This window comes from Stenotrophomonas bentonitica (assembly GCF_002887735.1).
Lineage (GTDB): Bacteria > Pseudomonadota > Gammaproteobacteria > Xanthomonadales > Xanthomonadaceae > Stenotrophomonas > Stenotrophomonas bentonitica_A.
Window position 1 is genome coordinate 518,517 of the sequence record NZ_PKQP01000002.1, and the last position, 18,144, is coordinate 536,660.

19 protein-coding genes are annotated in these 18,144 nt (G+C 65.8%); all 19 read right to left on the minus strand.

The genetic code is table 11. The annotated features are described in order from the left end of the window. Window positions 1–30 precede the first annotated feature (30 nt). Window positions 31–663: a response regulator gene (locus C0R07_RS06680; protein ID WP_026070039.1), complete on the minus strand. Its 633-nt coding sequence runs from the start codon at window positions 661–663 to the stop codon at window positions 31–33. Between the two features lie 87 nt (window positions 664–750). Further along, complete coding sequence (locus C0R07_RS06685; RefSeq protein WP_102788465.1) at window positions 751–1,332, minus strand: PilZ domain-containing protein; 582 nt, start codon at window positions 1,330–1,332, stop codon at window positions 751–753. Further along, the gene (locus C0R07_RS06690) at window positions 1,329–1,628 is read right to left on the minus strand and encodes a hypothetical protein (protein WP_019184791.1); all 300 of its coding nucleotides are present in this window, start codon (window positions 1,626–1,628) and stop codon (window positions 1,329–1,331) included. Before C0R07_RS06690 ends, C0R07_RS06685 begins: the two co-directional genes overlap by 4 nt. Then, window positions 1,625–1,912 carry a hypothetical protein gene (locus C0R07_RS06695; RefSeq protein WP_019184790.1) on the minus strand — a complete coding sequence of 96 codons (288 nt, stop codon included), beginning with the start codon at window positions 1,910–1,912 and terminating at the stop codon, window positions 1,625–1,627. The genes C0R07_RS06690 and C0R07_RS06695 overlap by 4 nt, the downstream gene beginning before the upstream one ends. Next, complete coding sequence (gene fliS / locus C0R07_RS06700; protein WP_019184789.1) at window positions 1,909–2,328, minus strand: flagellar export chaperone FliS; 420 nt, start codon at window positions 2,326–2,328, stop codon at window positions 1,909–1,911. Before fliS ends, C0R07_RS06695 begins: the two co-directional genes overlap by 4 nt. A 137-nt stretch (window positions 2,329–2,465) precedes the next feature. Further along, window positions 2,466–3,806, minus strand: coding sequence for a flagellar filament capping protein FliD (gene fliD / locus C0R07_RS06705; RefSeq protein ID WP_102788466.1), 1,341 nt, complete (start codon window positions 3,804–3,806; stop codon window positions 2,466–2,468). A 183-nt stretch (window positions 3,807–3,989) separates the two neighbouring features. Then, the gene (locus C0R07_RS06710) at window positions 3,990–5,558 is read right to left on the minus strand and encodes a flagellin (protein ID WP_102788467.1); all 1,569 of its coding nucleotides are present in this window, start codon (window positions 5,556–5,558) and stop codon (window positions 3,990–3,992) included. A 223-nt stretch (window positions 5,559–5,781) separates the two neighbouring features. Further along, window positions 5,782–7,323, minus strand: coding sequence for a flagellin (locus tag C0R07_RS20215; RefSeq protein WP_102788468.1), 1,542 nt, complete (start codon window positions 7,321–7,323; stop codon window positions 5,782–5,784). Between the two features lie 86 nt (window positions 7,324–7,409). Next, on the minus strand, window positions 7,410–8,618 hold the full coding sequence (gene flgL, locus C0R07_RS06720; protein WP_019184785.1) for a flagellar hook-associated protein FlgL: 1,209 nt from the start codon (window positions 8,616–8,618) through the stop codon (window positions 7,410–7,412). Beyond that, a complete protein-coding gene (flgK, locus tag C0R07_RS06725; RefSeq protein ID WP_070471597.1) occupies window positions 8,615–10,495 on the minus strand; it encodes a flagellar hook-associated protein FlgK in 1,881 nt (626 codons plus the stop codon). Before flgK ends, flgL begins: the two co-directional genes overlap by 4 nt. A gap of 8 nt (window positions 10,496–10,503) precedes the next feature. Continuing rightward, complete coding sequence (flgJ, locus tag C0R07_RS06730; RefSeq protein ID WP_102788469.1) at window positions 10,504–11,718, minus strand: flagellar assembly peptidoglycan hydrolase FlgJ; 1,215 nt, start codon at window positions 11,716–11,718, stop codon at window positions 10,504–10,506. Between the two features lies 1 nt (window position 11,719). After that, entirely contained in the window at window positions 11,720–12,835 is a 1,116-nt protein-coding gene (locus tag C0R07_RS06735; RefSeq protein ID WP_070427339.1) for a flagellar basal body P-ring protein FlgI, read from the minus strand. 106 nt (window positions 12,836–12,941) lie between these two features. Next, window positions 12,942–13,634: a flagellar basal body L-ring protein FlgH gene (gene flgH / locus C0R07_RS06740; RefSeq protein WP_046272458.1), complete on the minus strand. Its 693-nt coding sequence runs from the start codon at window positions 13,632–13,634 to the stop codon at window positions 12,942–12,944. Window positions 13,635–13,656: 22 nt separating this feature from the next. After that, entirely contained in the window at window positions 13,657–14,442 is a 786-nt protein-coding gene (gene flgG, locus C0R07_RS06745) for a flagellar basal-body rod protein FlgG (protein WP_102788470.1), read from the minus strand. Window positions 14,443–14,547: 105 nt separating this feature from the next. After that, complete coding sequence (locus tag C0R07_RS06750; RefSeq protein ID WP_070471592.1) at window positions 14,548–15,303, minus strand: flagellar basal body rod protein FlgF; 756 nt, start codon at window positions 15,301–15,303, stop codon at window positions 14,548–14,550. Window positions 15,304–15,335: 32 nt separating this feature from the next. Next, entirely contained in the window at window positions 15,336–16,559 is a 1,224-nt protein-coding gene (gene flgE / locus C0R07_RS06755; protein ID WP_019184778.1) for a flagellar hook protein FlgE, read from the minus strand. A 31-nt stretch (window positions 16,560–16,590) separates the two neighbouring features. Next, window positions 16,591–17,277 (minus strand): flagellar hook capping FlgD N-terminal domain-containing protein, encoded by a 687-nt coding sequence (locus C0R07_RS06760; RefSeq protein ID WP_019184777.1) that lies wholly within the window; start codon window positions 17,275–17,277, stop codon window positions 16,591–16,593. 26 nt (window positions 17,278–17,303) lie between these two features. Beyond that, entirely contained in the window at window positions 17,304–17,711 is a 408-nt protein-coding gene (flgC, locus tag C0R07_RS06765) for a flagellar basal body rod protein FlgC (protein WP_019184776.1), read from the minus strand. A gap of 3 nt (window positions 17,712–17,714) precedes the next feature. Continuing rightward, on the minus strand, window positions 17,715–18,110 hold the full coding sequence (flgB, locus tag C0R07_RS06770; RefSeq protein WP_019184775.1) for a flagellar basal body rod protein FlgB: 396 nt from the start codon (window positions 18,108–18,110) through the stop codon (window positions 17,715–17,717). Window positions 18,111–18,144: the final 34 nt, after the last annotated feature.

Here is an 18,144-nt window from a genome sequence, read left to right on the forward strand (position 1 = left end):
AAGACGTGTGTGCCGGAGAACCGGCGCTGGTCACTCCAGCTCGTGCTGGTGACGGGCAGCGAGCAGCACCAGGTCATTGGCGCGGCGGCAGCCCAGCGATTCCATCATCCGGGCGCGATGGGTTTCCACCGTCTTGACGCTGATGCCCAGGTCCGCGGCGATTTCCTTGTTGCTCTCGCCCTTGCCGATACGGCGCAGGATCTCGCGCTGCCGTGGCGACAGGGCTGCGACTCCAACCGGTTTTTCCCTGCCCAGCATGGGGGCGAGCATCTTGGCCGAGATCTGCGGGCTCAGGAACACCTGGCCGGCATGCGCGGCGCGCAATGCCAGTTCCAGTTCCTGCGGCGCGGCATCCTTGACCACGAAGCCGACCGCGCCACGATCCAGCGCATCGCGAACGTGCACGGCATCGTCGTGCATGGTCATCATCACCACGCGCGAGCCGGGCGTCCGCAGGAGAATGTCGCTCAGGGCCTCCAGCCCGGTACGGCCGGGCAGGGACAGGTCCATCAGGACGACATCCGGGGAATGCTGCACGCTCAGCTGCAGCGCCTGCTCGGCGTTGCTGGCCTCGGCGATGACCTCGACGTCGGCAAAGCCCTGCAGCAGACGGCTGAGGCCGGCACGGACCAGGGTGTGATCATCGACGATGAGAACGCGCACAGGCTGCTTGGGGAGCGGGGAGGCCGTCACCTTAACGGAGTGAAGGCCTACCGCCAAGCCGAATGCGTCACAGTCGGGGCCGTACGGTCAACGCAGGCGACGTGCTTCTGCGATCTGGCGACGGTGCAGCCGGAACAGATGCCGCTCCAGGGCCATCTCCAGCGCATCGCTGAGCCCTTCGAAACGCAGCCACAGATAGTGCGCGCCGGAGCCATTGGCCGCTTCGGCCACGATCACCACGGGCAGGTCGATATGGTCGGGCAGCCAATCGCAGGGCTGTAGGCGGATGACGCCCATGTTGCCCGGCGCGGCGCCGCTGCGGCTGCCCTGTTCCAGGCGGATGCCACGGCGTGACCAGCGCAGGGGGCGCAGTGGCAGGTCCTGCGCACTCTGCCGGACCAGGCGGCCCAGCAGCACCATGACCAGATCGAGCTTGGCTTCCAGGCGCTGCACCTGCAGGGTGGCATCGCTGCGCTCGTCATGCCCGTCATCGCCGCGGGCATCCTCCACCAGCGCCACGCTGCGCAGCAGGGTCTCGGCCGTGCCGGGGCGGATCACCGCGCTGCCGATGCGGAACTCGGCCGGCAGCGCCACTTCGCAGCTCAGCGTCTCATCGAACAGCTCGCTTTCGGCCGGGTGATGGATGGCGCTGGTGCGAAGTTCGTTCATGACAGGGATTCTGCGCAAAGGCGCGCCTGTGCGGCGCGGGGTGGGTGGCGATGGTCACGGCCAGAGCGGCTGGCTCCTTCGCGCTGCCGCATCATGAACAGCATGATGCGCTGCTGGCGTGCCTGTAGTGAAGCCAGCCCCGGCACGTCGAACAGGGCTGATGGACCGGCCAGATAATTGCGCTGGGCGGCATCGAGGGCATCCAGCTGGCGACCCGCTTCGACGAGGTTCTCATCGTGCAGGGCCGCTTCCAGTGCATCCAGCCGTGCGTTGATCGAGCCGAGCGAGGCGATCACAGCGCCTCTGCCTGCAGGTAGGCGTGGGCGGCGCGGAGGGAGCGACCGCTGTGCTGCAACTGCGCGGCAGCTTCGTCGCGCAGCTGGACCATGCGCGAAAGCACGCGCTGCTGATGGTCGCGCAACGCCTGGATCGCAGCATCGGTCGGGCGTTCCACCACCAGTGACAGCGCCGCAACCGCCTGCAGATGGTCGGTCATCAGGCGTTGGCTGGCTTCGTGGTCGCCGCTGGGCAATGCAGCTTCCAGGGTATCCAGAGTGTCGTGGAGCGGGCGCAGGTTCATGGCGCAGCAACCGGCCGCACCTGCCGGTGGTCAGCCGGGATGGCGTTCCACGCCGAGTCGATTTCCATCACCAGTCCAAGGGCCTCTTTCAACGCCGTTGGATCGTTGTGCAGGTTGGCCTCGGTCAGGCGCATGATGATGAAATCGTAGAGTGCCGAAAGGTTGGCCGCGATCTCGCCGCCGGCCTCATGATCCAGCGAACCGTTGAGGTGCCCGACGATGGCGCAGGCTTCGCCGATCGCCTTACCCTTGCGCGGCTGGTCATTGCGCTGCAGCGATGCTTCGGCCGTACGGATACGCTCGCAGGCGCCAGCCAGCAGCAGGGCGACGAGCTTGTGCGGATCGGCATCGACCACTGAAGTGGTGACGCCGACTTTGCGGTACTGCTCGGCGAACTGCCGATTGGGACCGTACATGTATGGACTCTCCTGAGTTGCCTGCGTGCCGGAGTACCTGCGCGGTTGACGCAGCGTGGCACAGGTCTTACTGGGTTATCGGCGCATACGGCCGCCGACTTGAGGCTGCCGTATGCAAAGGGGGAAGGCGGGGCGGATCAGCTGGTCAGCTGCGAGGCCAGCGAGCTGCTGGCCGATTGCATCTGGGTGACCAGCGATTCCATGGCGGTGAACTGCTTGGTGTAGCGATCGGAGACTTTTTCCATCCGCGCATCCAGGTCGTCCAGTTGCTTTTCCAGCGCCTTGATCTGTTTGTTGAGCGAGCTGGTGCGCTGGGTGATGGTGCCCGTGGTCGCATCGAGGTTGCTCTTGAGCAGCTCGGTCATCGGCTTGCCCATGGCGCCATCGGCCCCGAACAGTTTCGTTGCGGCCTCGGGATTCTTGGACAACGCCGTATCGAGCGTGGTCGAGTTGAGGCTCAGGGTGCCATCGGCGGCGATCGTCACGCCCAGCGCCTTGAGGTCGTTGACGTTCGCGCTTATCTGCCCGCGCAGCTGCTGCTGCAGGCCGCGCACCATTGCATCGCCGGTCATGGTCGAGGCGGTGCCGGTTTCGGCGTTGTAGGCGCTGGAGTTTTTCAGCGTGGACTGGATGGAGTTGTAGGCGGTGATGAACGCGTTGAGGTTGGTCTTGAGCGTGCTGTTATCCGGGCTGATGGTCAGCGTCTGGGTCTCGCCTTCCTTGGCCTTGGTCAAGGTCAGGCTGACGCCCGGCACCAGATCGGTAATGGTGTTGGAGCTGCTGGTCCGGGTGAACCCGTCCACCACCACCACCGCATCCTTGGCTTCGACCATCACGTCCATCGTCGAGGCATCGGTACCGTCGTACTGCAGCGCCGCAAGCCCGCCGTTGCCGCCGCTGGCGCTGACCTTGAGGGCACCCTTGGTGCCGGCGTCCACCGCCGTCAGCACCAGGTGCTCGCCATCGTCGGCGGTGACGACCGCCGCGGTCACGCCCTTGCTGGCGGCGGCGGAATTGATCTCGGCCGCGATCTTGGCCAGCGTTGCGCCCGCTTCGATGGTGACACTGATGCTCTTGTCGCCATAGCCGATCGTCAGCGTACCGTCACCGACGACCGCTTCTTTCTCATAGGCCTTCGAACTCAGCTTCTGGTTCTGTGCCAGGGATTTGACTTCCACCTGGTGGGTACCCGCTGCCGCTTTTCCAGCGGTGGTGCTGGTATCCAATGCAGCGGTGAAGTTGGACTCGGTCGGCGTGCTGGTCTTCAGCCCGGGGGTTGCCATGCCCTTTGTCAGCGTGGTCAGCGCCGTCTGCAGACCGGTCATGCCGCTCTTGATGGTGCCGAGCGCCGAGAGTTTGGCGCTGGCGGCCACGCCGGCGGTATTGATCTGCTTTTCCCGGGGTTCGCGCTCCTTGGCGACCAGCTGTGAAACCAGGGAGGGAATGTCGAGGCCGGAGCCAATCGTGCCGAGGGCCATGAAGGGGATCCTTGTTCTGGGGCGGGCCGTGCGGATGTCCTGCATCTGCTATCGGCTGTTGATGGACGAGCTTGAGCGCCTGGGCGCATCCCTGCGTGCTGCAAGCTCCGTGCCACGTTTGCTCCGGACACGAAGAAGGGGGCTTTCGCCCCCTTCCCGTTACTGCAAGGTACTACTGCTGGATCAGCGCAGCAGGCTCAGCACGTTCTGGCTGGACTGGTTGGCCTGTGCCAGCATGGCGGTACCGGCCTGCTGCAGGATCTGGTTGCGGGTCAGCTCGGCGGTTTCCGAAGCGTAGTCCACGTCGCGGATACGGCTACGGGCGGCGGACATGTTCTCCGACGAGGTGTTCAGGTTCGCAACCACCGAGGTGAAGCGGTTCTGGATGGCGCCCAGGTCAGCACGGGCCGAGTTGATCGAGTTCAGCGCGGCGTCCATCGCCAGGATGGCGTTGTCCGCACCGCCGACCGAGGAAATGTCCATATCGGCAAAGCCGTCCTTTGCGCTGCCTGCCGAGTAGTTGTTGGTGGTGCCGGTGGTCAGGCCGGTCTGCTCCTTCAGAGCGGCGTTTCCGGCGGCGTCGTTTGCGGTGGAGGCGACGGTGAAGTTGCCCTCCTTGCCGGTCAGCTGGACCTTGCCCTCGACGAGCGAGGCGCTCACGCCGGTTTCGTGGGTCTTGGCATTGACGGCGTTGACAATCTGGGTTGCGCGGTCACCGGCAGACTTCGCCGGATCCAGGTCGATAGATACTGCCGACGTGGGCTTGCCATCGAGCGTACCGGAGATGGTGAAGCTGGTCTTGCCAAAGCTCGCAGCGACTGCGGCTTCGCCATTGTCCTGATCACCCACGAATCCAGTGCCAGCAAATGCACCGGCGGTATTGAAGTCGCTGGTCAGCTTGATTTCGAACGCGGTGCCATCAGCCTTGGTGAACTTCAGGTCATCGTCTGCAGCCTTGCCACTGACGGTGATGCCAGCCGCCTTCAGCTCCGCAATCTTGTCAGCCGTCAGTGCGGCATCGATCGCTGCGTCATCAACTGTCTCCGCAGTGGCGCCGACCTGCGTGCGCGAAAGGATCTCAACCGAGCCGACCGAGAGACTGAAGCTCTGGCCAGCTGCATTGGACACTGCGCTGGTGAAGGCACCGCTCGCCGCGGACACGTTGGCATCGGCGGCGGCGGCGCCACCGTTCGGGAGACCGCCAGCGGTCGACGCAGACTGCGTTGCGCTGGTCCAGCTGCCCAGCTTGCTGATGTTGGCGTTCGCAATCTGCGAGATGTTGATCGTTTCGCCCTGGTTGGCACCGATCTGGAAGGCCTGGTTGGTGAACTTGCCGTTTAGCAGGCTGGTGCCGTTGAAGTTGGTCTGTTCGGCGACGCGCTGGATTTCCTGCTTCAGCAGCTGGACTTCAGCGTTCAGCGCCTGGCGGTCCGAATCCGAGTTGGTGGCGCTGCGCGACTGCACGGCCAGCTCACGGACGCGCTGCAGGTTGTTGCCAATTTCACCCAGGGCGCCTTCGGCGGTCTGGGCCAGCGAGATGCCGTCGTTGGCGTTGCGGGCGGCCTGGTTGGCGCCGCGGATCTGGGTGCTGAAGCGCTCGGAAATGGCCAGGCCGGCCGCGTCATCCTTGGCGCTGTTGATGCGCAGGCCGGAGGACAGGCGCTGGATCGTGGTGGCCAGGTTGGTGCCGCTGGTGCTCAGGTTGCGCTGGGCGTTCAGCGACATGGTGTTGGTGTTGATGACTTGTGCCATGGTGCGGTTTCCTTGTTGGCAGTGTGTCCGGCAGAGCAGCCTGACCGGTTTCGGGGGGCAGTGGCTGGCGCCCCACCAAGGGGTGTGCTACCGCTGCTGAAATCAATAACGGCACCCCACGCCCTGCCTTTAGCGGTCTTTCCCGTTTTTTTCGTGGCGGCCAACGAAAAGGCCCCGCCATCTGCATGGCGGGGCCCGTTCAGAGCTTGTCACCGGCGGCGGCTTACGACTGCAGCAGTCGCAACACGTTCTGCGGCACCTGGTTGGCCTGGGCCAGCATGGCCGTGCCCGCCTGCTGCAGGATCTGGCCCCGGGTGAGCTCGGCGGTTTCCTGTGCGTAGTCCACGTCGCGGATACGGCTGCGCGCGGCGGAAAGGTTTTCCGAGGTGGTGTTCAGGTTGGCGATGGTCGAGGTGAATCGGTTCTGGATCGCGCCCAGGTCCGCGCGGGCCGAGTTGATGGAATTCAACGCAGCGTCCATTGCGAGGATGGCGTTGTCAGCGTTCTCCTGGTTGGAAATGTCCAACTCGGCGAAGCCAACCTGAGCAGTGCCCGCGGCGTAGTTGGTGGTGGCACCGGCGGTCAGGCCGGTCTGCTGCGCCAACGCAGCCGCAGCCGCGGTCTGGTCCGTGCCGATGGCACCGACGGTGAAGTTCTCGTCCTTCGACGTCAGCTTCAGCGCCCCATCCACCAGCGACGCGCTTACGCCAGTTTCATGGGTCTTGGCATTGATGGCGTTGACCATCTGAGTCGAGCGCTCTGCGGCGGTCTTGGCACTGTCCAGGTCGATGGTCACTGCCTGACCGGGGGCGCCATTCACGGTGCCGGTGATGGTGAAGCTGGTCTTGCCAAAGGTTGCCGGTGTGGCTTCGATCCCGTTATTGACGGCGGCTGCAAACGTGCCGCCGTCGAAGCCGCCGCCGGTCTGGGTAATGGTGAAGTTGCCGCCATCTGCGCGGCTGAACTGGATATCCCCACCCGTGACGGTACCCGTAACGGTGATGCCGGCGGCCTTGAGCTGCTCAGTCTTGGCGTCGATCGCCGTCTGCATTTCACCCGCCGAGACAGCAGTGCCGGCTGCGCGGCCCAGGATCTCTACGCCGCCGACAGTAAGGTTGTACGCGTCCGTACCACCCGCAGCGACCGGTTGGAAGACGCCGGACACTGCCGAGATGGACGCTTCCGCCTTGACGGCACCACCGTCCGGCATGACGCCCTGAGCAGAGGCGTTCGTCGAGGCACTGGTCCAGCTGCCCAGCTTATGTACATTCGCATTGGCGATCTGCGAAATGCTGATCGTCTGGCCCTGATCGGCACCGATCTGGAAGGCCTGGTTGGTGAAGCTGCCGTCGAGCAGATTTGTGCCGTTGAACGTGGTCTGTTCGGCCACGCGCTGGATTTCCTGCTTCAGCAACTGCACTTCGGCATTCAGCGCCTGGCGATCGGAAGAGGAGTTGGTGGCGCTGCGGGCCTGCACGGCCAGCTCGCGGATGCGCTGCAGGTTGTTGCCGACTTCGCCCAGCGCGCCTTCAGCAGTCTGCGCCAGCGAAATGCCGTCGTTGGCGTTGCGGGCAGCCTGGTTCAGGCCACGGATCTGGGTGGTGAAGCGCTCGGAGATCGCCAGGCCGGCCGCGTCATCCTTGGCGCTGTTGATGCGCAGGCCGGACGACAGGCGCTGGATGGAGGTGGCCAGCGAGTTGCTGCTGGTGGTCAGGTTGCGCTGAGCATTCAGCGACATCGTGTTGGTGTTGATGATCTGTGCCATGTTGCGTCTCCGTGGGTGCTCGATTCGGGTCGGGTGGGTCTGGCGCGGGATGCGCCCTGCGTGGATTCAGATGAAGGGAGGGGGGATCAGCGGATCATGTTGAAGAGGGACATCGATTGCATCTGGCTGAAAATGGTCTGTGCAGCCTGGAGAGCGGCGCTCTCCAGCTTGTACTGGCCGATGGCATCGGCGTAGTCGAGGTCACGCATGGTCGACAGCGTGGATTTGACGGTGACAGCGGTGGATTCACGCGCACTGGCCGCGCTGTCGATGGCGGCCAGCTGGGCTCCGCCTTTGGCACGCGCATCGATCATGTTTTCCGATGCGCGGGTGATGTCGCGGATGCTGGACTGCAGGGTGTTCTGCAGTGCCGCGCGATCGCTGTCGGTCGACGGATCGGTTTCCAGCGCGCTGACCAGCTTGTCCAGGGTGGAGAAGATGTCGCGTGTCTCCGCATCGCCGACGTTGAACGCATCGCCGGCAGCGGGCTTGCCTTCGATACGAAGACGAACACCGGCGACCACGATGTCTTCCCCGGCAGCATGCGTGCCAGTGCCGACCACGGCGCCGCCGGCGTCCAGAACCTCGTAGGCGCCCTCACCGGCATCGGTGAAGTGCACGGTCAGCGAACCGCCTGCCCACGCGCCGGTGCCGTCGCGACTGACCGAGGTCAGCAGACCGCTGCCGGTGTTGCCGGCGCTCGCACTGGCATCCACCGTGCCATCGCCGGTGCGGATGCGCATGAAGATGTCGCTGCCGGGCAGGGCATCGGATACCAGTTGCCCGGGGGCGACCTCCACCTGTCGCTGGCTCTGGTCACCGGTGTAGCTGACACTGCCCCCGGTGAGCAGGAAGGGGGCGTCAGCATCGTTGTTTCCGCCGAAGAGGTAGCGGCCACTGCCGTCCTTGGAATTGGCCAGCGACAACAGGCTCTGCTGGATGGTCTTCAGCTCGCTGACGATGGCCTTCAGGTCGCTGCTCTTGGGCACCGGGCTGTTGGCCTGGATGCTCAGCTCGACCGCGCGCGACATCAGGTCGTTGACCTGCGCCAACGCGTTCTCCTGCATGCCGAGGCGGTTCTGGACGTTGTTGGCGTTCTTGCCCAACTGCTCCAGCCCGGCGACGACACGATCCAGGCCGACCGCAGCGCCGGCCGAGACCGGGTCGTCCTTGGCGGAGACGATCTTGCTCCCGGTGGCGATCTGGTTCTCCAGATGGTTCAGCTTGGCCTGCTTGGCCAGCATCAGCGAAACCGACTGGTTGAACATCATGCCGGTGGAGATGCGGTTGTTCATGAGCGTACGGCTCCCAGGATCGTCTGGAACATGGTGTCGGCGGTGGAGATCAGCTGCGATGCAGCCTGGTAAGCCTGTTGAAGGCGAAGCATGTCGGCCGCTTCCTCATCCAGGTTCACGCCGGATATCGAGTCGCGTGCGGCCTGGGCCTGATCGGTGATCACCTGCTGGGCCTGCAGCGAGTACTCGGCCGAGCGGGCGGCGGCGCCGACCTGGGTGGTCAAGCCGCCCAGCGCGCCGCTGAGCGTCACCGTGCCTGCGTTGAACGTTTTGGCGTCTTCGACCTTGGCCAGCAGCAGCGCATTGCTGTTGTCCGAAGAACCGGCCGGGGTCGGCCCGATGTTGAAGGTATCCCCCTGCTTGGGAGCACCGTCCAGCACGAAGCTCCAGCCGTTGGCGGTGATGGTCTGCCCGGCGGTGTAGGTGTTCGGGCCGACGCCATCGATCGTGTATTCGGTGGCACTGGTGAACACGATCGCCGCAGGATTACGCAGCGCCGGGTTGCCGGCATCGGTCACCTTGACCCCGGTGAGCTTGCCGGTGCCGGTGTTGGCCATCGCGGCGCTGCCCTTGATCGGCGCGGCGGCGGCAATGCGCGAGGTGTCGGTGATCGCCACTTCCATGCTGCCGGCCACGCCTGCGGTGGGCTGCAGCAGGAAGCGGTCGTCCTTGGCCGGCGTACCACTCATGACCAGGCTGACGCCATTGAGCACCAGCGGGTCGGCTGCGGTGCCGGTGCCGGTCATCGGGATCGTGGCGCCGGTGTCGGCGCGGGTGGCCTGCCACTGGGTGCCATCGAACTTCATCACGATGTTCTGGCCATCCAGCTTGGCGAGGTCGCCGAAGCTGGCGCTCATGCTGGCCGTGCCGGTGTTGCTGCTGTTGGCGGTGATGCGTGGGTTGCCGATGGCGAAGAAGTCGCCGCCCATGTTGCCGTACAGATCCGCGCCCTGGCGGTGGACGTCGTTGAAGCTGCTGGCCATGCCGATCGCCAGCTTGCCCAGCTCGGCCTGGGCCGGGGTCAGGACGGTATTGCGGAACTCCAGCAGGCCACCGATCTGGCCGCCGAGGGTCTTGCCATCAATGTTGATCTTCTGGCCCTGGCTCTCCAGCGCCAGCTGCAGCCGCTCGGGCTGGTACGGATCGGTGACGGTGGTGACCTTGGAGGCGGTGGTGCCCACCACCAGGGCCTGGCCGCCGGCGGTGTAGACATTCATGATGCCGCCGTCCTGCATCACCGCGTTGCCGCCGGTGTAGCCGACCAGGTTGGCGATCAGCTGGTCACGGCGATCGAGCAGGTCCGGGGCCGCCGTGGCGGCGTTGCTGCCGATGGAACCATTGAGCTGGGCGATCTCCTGGGCCAACCGGTTGATCTCGGTGGCGCCGGCGATGAGGCCGTTGTTGACCTCGCCATTGAGGTTGTTGAGCTGTGTATTGAGCTGCTGGAAGCGGTTGGCCAGCGTCTTGCCGCTGTCCAGCACGTTCTGCCGGTCGGCGCTGCCCGAGGCGTTGGATGAGAGTCCGCTGACCGAATCGAAGAAGTTCGACCAGACCCCGGCGACGTTGGTGGAGGCGTCGGAGAACATGGCATCGACCCGGTCGGCCATCGTGGACAACTGCTTCAGGCGCGCCAGCTCACCGCTGCCATCGAGCAGGCGCGAGATGGCCAGCTGGTCCGCCACGCGGCGGACATCGGTGATGCGGGTGCCATTGCCGACGTCGCCATACCCGTAGTTCTGCGGGTTGGCGGTGGCGAAGTCCACCTTCTGCCGGCTGTAGCCGGGCGTTTTGATGTTGGCGACGTTGTGGCTGGTGGTCGCCAGGGCCCGCTGGAAAGCGAGCAGGGCGCTGGTGCCGGTGGAGAGTACGCTGGACATGGGTTACCTCAACGACGGATGAAACCCAGCCCGGTCGGGCTGGCGGTGCTGGCAAAAGTGCGGCCCAGGCGCTCGCCGGCATCGCTCACCGCCGCGACGGCGCGCTCGATGGTCGGGCCGCCGGCGATCGCGGCGATCTTGGCCGCGTAGGTCGGGTCGGTGGCGTAGCCGGCGCGCTGCAGCCCCTGCGCAAAGCTGCGCACGTTGCTGCCGGCCTGCAGGGCGTTCTGGTAGCGCGGACTGGTCTTGAGCAGGCGCACGTAGTCGGCGAAGCTCTCGCCCACCGAGTTGTAGGCGCGGAAGCTCGCCGTCTCGTTGCGGCGCACACCGTTGACGTACTCGTGGGTGCCGCTGGTGGCGCGCTCACCCTGCCAGCCATTGGCCTTGATCCCGAACAGGTTGTGCGAGCTGTCACCGCCACTGCGGCGGACCAGCTTGCGGCCCCAGCCGGTTTCCAGCGCGGCCTGGGCGACCAGCGCCTTGGCATCCACGCCCAGTTCGCGCGCGGCCTGCTGCGCATGGCCCCAGATGCTGGCCACGAAGCCTTCCGGCGTGTGCGGGCCGAGCTCGGCGGCGGCTGTGTTGGCCGCCAGGGTATCGGCGGCGCTCGGGCCGGTGGCCGTAGTGCGGTTGACGCCGCTCCAGCGGTCATCGGCCATGGCCCAGTCGGCGCTGGCTGGATCGGTCACAGGGGTCGCCGCATAGGGATCGCTGCGGCCGATCGCCTCGTGCATCTGGCTGCTTTCACGGCCGGCAATCAGGTCCAGCGCGCGTTCCATCGGCTGCAGCACCGCGGACGGTGCATCGCCGTTCAACTGCTGCAGCAGGTCGACCTCGCGTGGCGCGGACGGCGCGGTGCTGGCCGGCAACGGCATGCCGGCGGCCGGTGCATTGAGTTGATAGGCACGCAGGGCCGCAGCCGGGTTGAGCGTGGTATCAACCGGCTTGGCCGTCTCGCCCTCGGCGCCGCCCAGCTGGCGCGCGATCATGCTCGACAGCCCCAGGCCGCGGCCGCGGGTCATCGCATCGGCGATCTTCTGGTCGTAGATCTCGCGGAACATGGTGTTTTCGCCGGGGAACAGCGAATCACCGAAGCTCGCCTCGCGCATGCTCTTGATCAGCATCTGCGCGAACTGGCCTTCCAGCTGGCGGGCAACCTTGTCGACCTTGGCCGGGCTGTTGGGCTGGGCGGGATTGAGTTCCAGGGCCGGTTGGATGCGCATGTCAGATCACCTCGAGTTCGGCACTGAGCGCGCCGGCCTGCTTGAGGGCTTCCAGGATGGCGATCAGATCGCCCGGGGCCGCGCCCACGGCATTCACCGCGTGCACGATTTCATCCAGGGTGGTGCCGCCGTTGAACTTGAACATGCGGCTGCCATCGTTGGTGGCGGTGATGGTGGACTGCGGTGTCACCACGGTCTGGCCACCACTGAACGCGCCCGGCTGGCTGACGTTGGCGTTCTCGTTGATGGTCACGGTCAGCGAGCCATGGGAGATCGCCGCGGCGCCCACGCGCACCTGTGCGCCGATCACCACCGTGCCGGTACGCGAATTGACCACCACCTTGGCCGGCGCACTGCCGGGGGTCAGTTCCAGGTTCTCGATGCGCGCCAGCAGGCCGATGCGTGCGCCCGGGTCGGACGGCGCGTTGACCGCCACGGTGACGCCATCGATGGCACGCGCGGCGCCTTCACCGAAGGCATTGTTGAGTGCCGCCACCATCCGCGAGACCGTGGTGAAGTCGTTCTTGTGCAGGTTCAGGGTGATGTCGCCACCGCCGCTGAAGACATCCGGCAGCGCACGCTCGACGGTGGCGCCATTGGGAATACGCCCGACGCTGGGCACGTTGACCGACACGCGCGAGCCATCCTTGCCCTGCGCACCGAAGCCGCCCACGATCAGGTTGCCCTGGGCGATGGCGTAGACCTGCCCATCGGCACCGCGCAGCGGCGCCATCAACAGCGAACCGCCGCGCAGCGAGACCGCGTTGCCTACCGAGGAAACGGTGATGTCGATCGGCTGGCCGGGCTTGGCGAACGGCGGCAGCTCGGCATGGATGGCCACGGCCGCCACGTTCTTCAACTGCGGATTGACGTTGGCCGGCACGTTGACGCCCAGCTCGCCCAGCAGGTTCTTCAGGCTCTGCACCGTGAAGGGCGCCTGGCTGGTGCGGTCGCCGCTGCCATCCAGGCCGACCACCAGACCGTAGCCGACCAGCGCGTTGCCACGCACGCCGCCGACCTGGGCCAGGTCCTTGATGCGCTCGGCGGAGGCGGGCGCGACCAGCGCGAACACCGCCAGCAGCGCCAGCACGGCACGCGTCGCGCCGTGCGACACCATGCGTTGCGTCACCATGTAGAGCGACGCCGCGCGTCGCTGCTTCGCCACGTGGGGGTACGCCATGCGTCGCTGCCGGAACAGGGAAAGGGAGAAGGTCATGTCAGGCTCAGTACGGCGCCAGCGCCGAGTTGAAGAAGCGGCTCAGCCAGCCCATCGCGTTGGATTGGGCGATCGCGCCGCGGCCGCCGTAGACGATGCGGGCATCGGCAACGCGGCTGGAGGGAATGGTGTTGTCCGGGAAGATGTCCGCCGCGCGCACGATGCCCTGCACCTGCACCAGCTCATCGCCCCGGTTCAAGCGCAGGTTCTTGGCGCCCTGCACGACCAGGTTGCCGTTGGGCAGGCGCTGGATCACGGTGACCGTCACGCTGCCCTGCAGGCGGTTGCTCTGCGCGCTGGTGCCTTTGCCGGTGAAATCGCGCGAACCGGCGGCGCTGGCACTGAGGATGTCCTTGCCGCCGAGCGTGACCGGGGCGCCGAAGATGGTCGGCGTGCCGATGCTCAGCTCCGACTCTTTCGAGGTGGAGGTGTTGGCGGTGGTCTGCGCGGTGGTGTTCTCGGTCAGCGTGATCGTGAGCAGGTCGCCCACATCGCGGGCGCGCCGGTCCGAGTAAAGCTGCAGGCCAGGGCCGGCGGCGTAGATCGCACCGGCCGTGGCCTGGGCCGAGGGCGGCATGATCGGTTCCACCGGCGCCATGGCCGGGTAGGGGCGGACATCGCCGGCGATCACGCAGCCACCGAGGGTGGCGATGAGGGCGGCGGCGGCGAGCAGGCGGAGGGTAGGGGCAAGACGCGACATGGCAGGTTCCCGGGTCGACCGATCAGACGTTCTGGTTGAGGTAGCCGAGCATCGCGTCGGTGGTGGAGATCGCCTTGGCGTTCATTTCGTAGGCGCGCTGGGTTTCGATCATCGAGACCAGCTCTTCCACCACGTTGACGTTGCTGCCTTCCAGCGCACCCTGCACCACGGTGCCCAGGCCGTTGAGGCCGGGATTGCCGTTCTGCGCCGGGCCGGAGGCGGTGGTTTCCAGGAACAGGTTTTCACCGCGGGCCTGCAGGCCGGCCGGGTTGACGAAGTCGGTCAGGGTCAGTGCGCCGATTTCCACCGAGGCGGCGTCGTCGGCCATCTTCACGCTGATCGTGCCGTCGGTGCCGATGGTCAGCGACTGCGCGCCTTCGGGAATCTGGATGCCCGGCTGCACCGGGTAGCCGCTGTTGGTGACCAGCTCGCCATCCTGGTTGCGCTGGAACGAGCCGTCGCGGGTATAGGCCGAGGAACCGTCCGGCATCTGCACTTCAAAGAACCCGCGGCCGTTGACCATCACATCCAGTGCGCGGCCGGTCTGCTGCTGGCTGCCCTGCTCGAAGTTCTTTGAGGTGGCGACCACGCGCACACCGGTGCCCAGCTGCAGGCCCGACGGCAACTGCGTCTGCGCCGAGGAAGCGCCGCCGGGCTGACGGACCTGCTGGTACAGCAGATCTTCAAAGCTGGCACGGTCCTGCTTGAAACCGGTGGTGTTGGTGTTGGCGAGGTTGTTGGAAACCACCGACATGCGCGTCTGCTGCGCATCCAGTCCGGTCTTGGCGATCCACAATGCCTGGTTCATGGCGTCATTCCTGTGTTGTAGCGGGTGGCCGCGTGGTGCGGCCCTTGCGAAGGGCAATGCATGGCGCGTGCCAGAACGGCGCCGGGATTACGTCACGGCGCGCGGTCAGCCGCCCAGGCGCAGCAGGCTGTTGGCGCTGCGTGCGTTGTCATCGCCGTGCTTGATGACCTTCACCTGCATTTCGTACTGGCGCTGCAGCTGGATCATCTGCACCAGCGCACCGGCCGCATCGACGTTGCTGCCTTCCAGCTGGCCGCTTTCCAGCGACTTGCCCTGGGCCTGCACGAAGGGTTGCTGCGGGTCGCTGTTGCGCATCAGCCCATCCAGGCCGCGTTCCAGCCGTGCGTCGTCGGCCTGCACCACGCGGATGCGGCCGATGTTGGCCATCGTCTGCGGGCCTTCGCCCAGCGGGATGATCGAGATCGTGCCGTCGTTGCCGATGTCCATCGCCTGGTGCGGCGGTATCGCGATCGGGTTGCCGTTCTCATCCAGCACCGGATGGCCGCCGGCGGTCACCAGCTGGCCATTGGGCGTGATCGACAGCGCCGCACCCCGGGTATACGCCTCGCCGCCATTGGCGCCCGGTGCCTGCACGGCCAGCCAGTTGCCGGCCTGCAGGGACAGATCCAGCGGGTTGCCGGTGATCTGCTGGGCGCCCATGCGCCGGTTGAAGCCGGCATCCACGTGCAGGGCATCCACGCGCGAGGCATAGCCGGTCCCCTTGATCGGGAAGGCCTCGGTGTTGGCGAGCGCCTCCTTGAAGCCGGGGGTATCGGTGTTGGCCAGATTGTGCGACAGCGTGCCCTGCGCCTGCAGGGAAGCGCGTGCACCGGTCATCGCGACGTAGAGTGCCTTGTCCATCGGTGTAGTCCCGTGTTGCGGTCAGTGGCTCATCAACGCAGGTTGATGATGGTCTGGGTGATCTGGTCCTGCGTGGAGACCATCTGCGAGTTGGCCTGGAAGTTGCGCTGGGCGGTGATCATGTTGACCAGCTGCTCGGTCAGGTCGACCGTGGAGGCTTCCAGCGAACCGGCCTGGATCTTGCCCAGGTTGGAGCTGTCCGGCGCACCGGTGCGGGGCGTGCCCGAGGCGAAGCTTTCCGTCCACAGGTTGTTGCCCTTGGCTTCCAGGCCCTGTGCGTTGTTGAAGGTGGTCAGGGCGACCTGGCCCAGCGCCTTGTCATCGCCATTGGAGTAGCGGGCGTAGACGATGCCCTCTTCGGAGACGGTGATCTCGTTGAGCTTGCCTGCCGCATAGCCGTCCTGCTGGGTGTTGCGCAGCGCGAACTTCTCGCCGTACTGGGTCGAGCCGCTCAGGTTCAGCGACATCGACAGCACGCCGGCGCCGGTGGTCGGGATGAACGGATCCATGACGATCTGGCCGTCGGCCGGGCTGGTCAACGCACCGCTGTCGGAGAACTGCAGCGTGGTCGGGGTCCCAGCGGCCTTGCCGTCCACGTAGTTGTAGACCTGCCACTCGTTCGGGTTTTCGGTCTTCACGAAGTAGGAGGTCTGGGTGTGGCTCACGCCCAGCGAGTCGTACACGGTGATGCCGCCGGTGGAGTGGTTGTAGCTGTTGGAGTCGGTCGGGTCGAAGGCGGCGACCGTCGGCTGCTTGGCGTTGGCGGGCAGGGTGAAGCTCACATCGACCTTGCCGGTCTGCCGCGGCGGGCTGTCGGTGGTCATCAGCTGCAGGTCGGTCAGGCGGCCGGCATCGAAGTTGGTGCCGTCCGCATTCGGGGCGAACACCTGCAGGCGCGCACCCTGCGGGTTGGTCACGTAGCCGGCCTGGTCGGTCTGGAAGTTGCCGGCGCGCGAGTACACGCGCTCACCGTTCATGGTCAGGGTGAAGAAACCTTCGCCGGAAATGGCCATGTCCAGGCTGCGCCCGGTCTGTTCGTTGTTGCCCTGCGAGAACTGCTGGGCCACGTTGGTCACCCGCACGCCGGAACCGACCGCGTTCTTTGACAGGCCATAACTGGTGGCGGAGAACAGATCGGCGAACTCCGCGCGCGACTGCTTGAAGCCGGTGGTGTTGACGTTGGCGATGTTGTTCGCGGTGACGTTCAGATCGGCATTGGCTGCGTTGATGCCGGACAACGAGACGTTGAAGCCCATGGGATGCTCCTGTGGATGCGGGTAAGGCGGCTCAGCTGATGCGGAGCACGTAATCGATCGGGGCCGTGCCCAGACCCTTGAGGTTGAGGTACAGGCCGTCCGTGCCGACCGTGACGCTCTCCACCGGGGCCTGCACGTAGGTGTTGAGCTTGGTCTTGGTGCCGGCGGTATCGGTGTGCGAGGCGGCGATGGTGTAGGTGCCTTCGGCCATGCGGTTGCCGTTGGCATCCTTGCCGTCCCAATCGAAGGTGACTTCGCCGGAGGCCTTGGCTTCCACGCTGATCTGGTTGACCTTGACGCCGTTGGCATCGGTGATGTCCACGGTCACGAAGCCGGCGCCGGGCGCGGCGACCATGCCGGTCACATCGCCGTCCTTCTCCAGGGCCAGCTTTTCCGACGGCACCAGCACTTCGTGGCCGACCAGGGCCGCGCCGCGCAGGATCTGGTCGCTGGACATCGAATCCTGGAAGCCCTTGACCGTGTTGTTGAGGTCGGTGATGCCCTGGACCTGCGACAGCTGCGCCATCTGCGCGACCATCTGGGTGTTGTCCATCGGCTTGAGCGGATCCTGGTGCCGCAGCTGCTCGGTCATCAGGCGCATGAAATCGGCCTGGTCCAGGGTGCTCTTCTTCTTGCTGGTATCGCTGTTGGGCGCGTTCAGGCCCAGTGCGGTGTAGATGTCGCTGCTGTTCTGGCCGACGCCGGTGGTGCTGCTCATGGGAGGGGATTCCTGCGGTTAGAGGGTCAGCGACCCATGGTCAGCGTGGCCAGCGCCAGTTCCTTGGCGGTGGTCAGCATTTCCACGCCCGCCTGGTAATTGCGCGAGGTGGAGATCAGGTTGACCATCTGCGCGACCGGGTCCACGTCCGGCTGGTAGATGTAGCCATCGGCATCGGCCAGCGGGTGGCCCGGCTCGTAGCGCTGGATCGGCGCGGCGTTGCTCTGGCTGATCTCCTTGACCTGCACCGTGGTGATGTTCGGATCGTTGCGGCTGGTCACCGACTGGAAGATCGGCTCCAGCGGCTTGTAGACCGCATCGGCCGAGCCGGCGACGGTGTCGGCATTGGAGAGGTTGGAGGCGATGGTGCTCATGCGCACGGACTGCGCCTGCAGCGCGGACCCGGCGATGTCGAAGATGGGCAGATTGCTCATGGCTTACTGCCCCGTGATCGCGGTGAGCATGGAGCGCACCTTGGATTCGACGAAGCTCAGCGAGGCGCGGTACTCCAGCGCGGCGCGGCCATAGGCGGCACGTTCTGCATCCGGGTCGACGGTGTTGCCGTCGATGCTCGGCTGCACGCCTTCCTTGGCGATCTGGAACGGGTTCAATCCGTTGCCGATCTCATAATGCTGTTCGTTGGTGGTCCTCATCAGACCGTTGGCATCCAGCCCCTGGGCATTGCGCAGGGCGGCATCGAAGTCCAGGTCCTGGGCCTTGTACCCGGGGGTGTCGGCGTTGCTCAGGTTGCTGGCGATCAGCTTCATCCGCTGCTCGCGCAACGGCATGGCCTGGGCGTGGACACCCAGATAGTTCGAAATCAGATTGGGCATGACGCACTCCCACGGGACGATGCCTGGGGCAGTG

What these genes read in the sequence shown, in the direction of transcription:
- flgH (WP_046272458.1), bottom strand. Translation starts at nt 13,634, where the DNA reads ATGTCGCGTCTTGCCCCTACCCTCCGCCTGCTCGCCGCCGCCGCCCTC.
- flgL (WP_019184785.1), bottom strand. Translation starts at nt 8,618, where the DNA reads ATGAACAACCGCATCTCCACCGGCATGATGTTCAACCAGTCGGTTTCG.
- fliS (WP_019184789.1), bottom strand. Translation starts at nt 2,328, where the DNA reads ATGTACGGTCCCAATCGGCAGTTCGCCGAGCAGTACCGCAAAGTCGGC.
- C0R07_RS06760 (WP_019184777.1), bottom strand. Translation starts at nt 17,277, where the DNA reads ATGAGCAGCACCACCGGCGTCGGCCAGAACAGCAGCGACATCTACACC.
- flgB (WP_019184775.1), bottom strand. Translation starts at nt 18,110, where the DNA reads ATGCCCAATCTGATTTCGAACTATCTGGGTGTCCACGCCCAGGCCATG.
- flgJ (WP_102788469.1), bottom strand. Translation starts at nt 11,718, where the DNA reads ATGCGCATCCAACCGGCCCTGGAACTCAATCCCGCCCAGCCCAACAGC.
- C0R07_RS06685 (WP_102788465.1), bottom strand. Translation starts at nt 1,332, where the DNA reads ATGAACGAACTTCGCACCAGCGCCATCCATCACCCGGCCGAAAGCGAG.
- fliD (WP_102788466.1), bottom strand. Translation starts at nt 3,806, where the DNA reads ATGGCCCTCGGCACGATTGGCTCCGGCCTCGACATTCCCTCCCTGGTT.
- flgE (WP_019184778.1), bottom strand. Translation starts at nt 16,559, where the DNA reads ATGGGCTTCAACGTCTCGTTGTCCGGCATCAACGCAGCCAATGCCGAT.
- C0R07_RS06695 (WP_019184790.1), bottom strand. Translation starts at nt 1,912, where the DNA reads ATGAACCTGCGCCCGCTCCACGACACTCTGGATACCCTGGAAGCTGCA.
- C0R07_RS20215 (WP_102788468.1), bottom strand. Translation starts at nt 7,323, where the DNA reads ATGGCACAGATCATCAACACCAACACGATGTCGCTGAATGCTCAGCGC.
- C0R07_RS06750 (WP_070471592.1), bottom strand. Translation starts at nt 15,303, where the DNA reads ATGGACAAGGCACTCTACGTCGCGATGACCGGTGCACGCGCTTCCCTG.
- flgC (WP_019184776.1), bottom strand. Translation starts at nt 17,711, where the DNA reads ATGAGCAATCTGCCCATCTTCGACATCGCCGGGTCCGCGCTGCAGGCG.
- flgK (WP_070471597.1), bottom strand. Translation starts at nt 10,495, where the DNA reads ATGTCCAGCGTACTCTCCACCGGCACCAGCGCCCTGCTCGCTTTCCAG.
- flgG (WP_102788470.1), bottom strand. Translation starts at nt 14,442, where the DNA reads ATGAACCAGGCATTGTGGATCGCCAAGACCGGACTGGATGCGCAGCAG.
- C0R07_RS06735 (WP_070427339.1), bottom strand. Translation starts at nt 12,835, where the DNA reads ATGGTGTCGCACGGCGCGACGCGTGCCGTGCTGGCGCTGCTGGCGGTG.
- C0R07_RS06710 (WP_102788467.1), bottom strand. Translation starts at nt 5,558, where the DNA reads ATGGCACAAGTCATCAACACCAACACCATGTCGCTGAACGCCCAGCGC.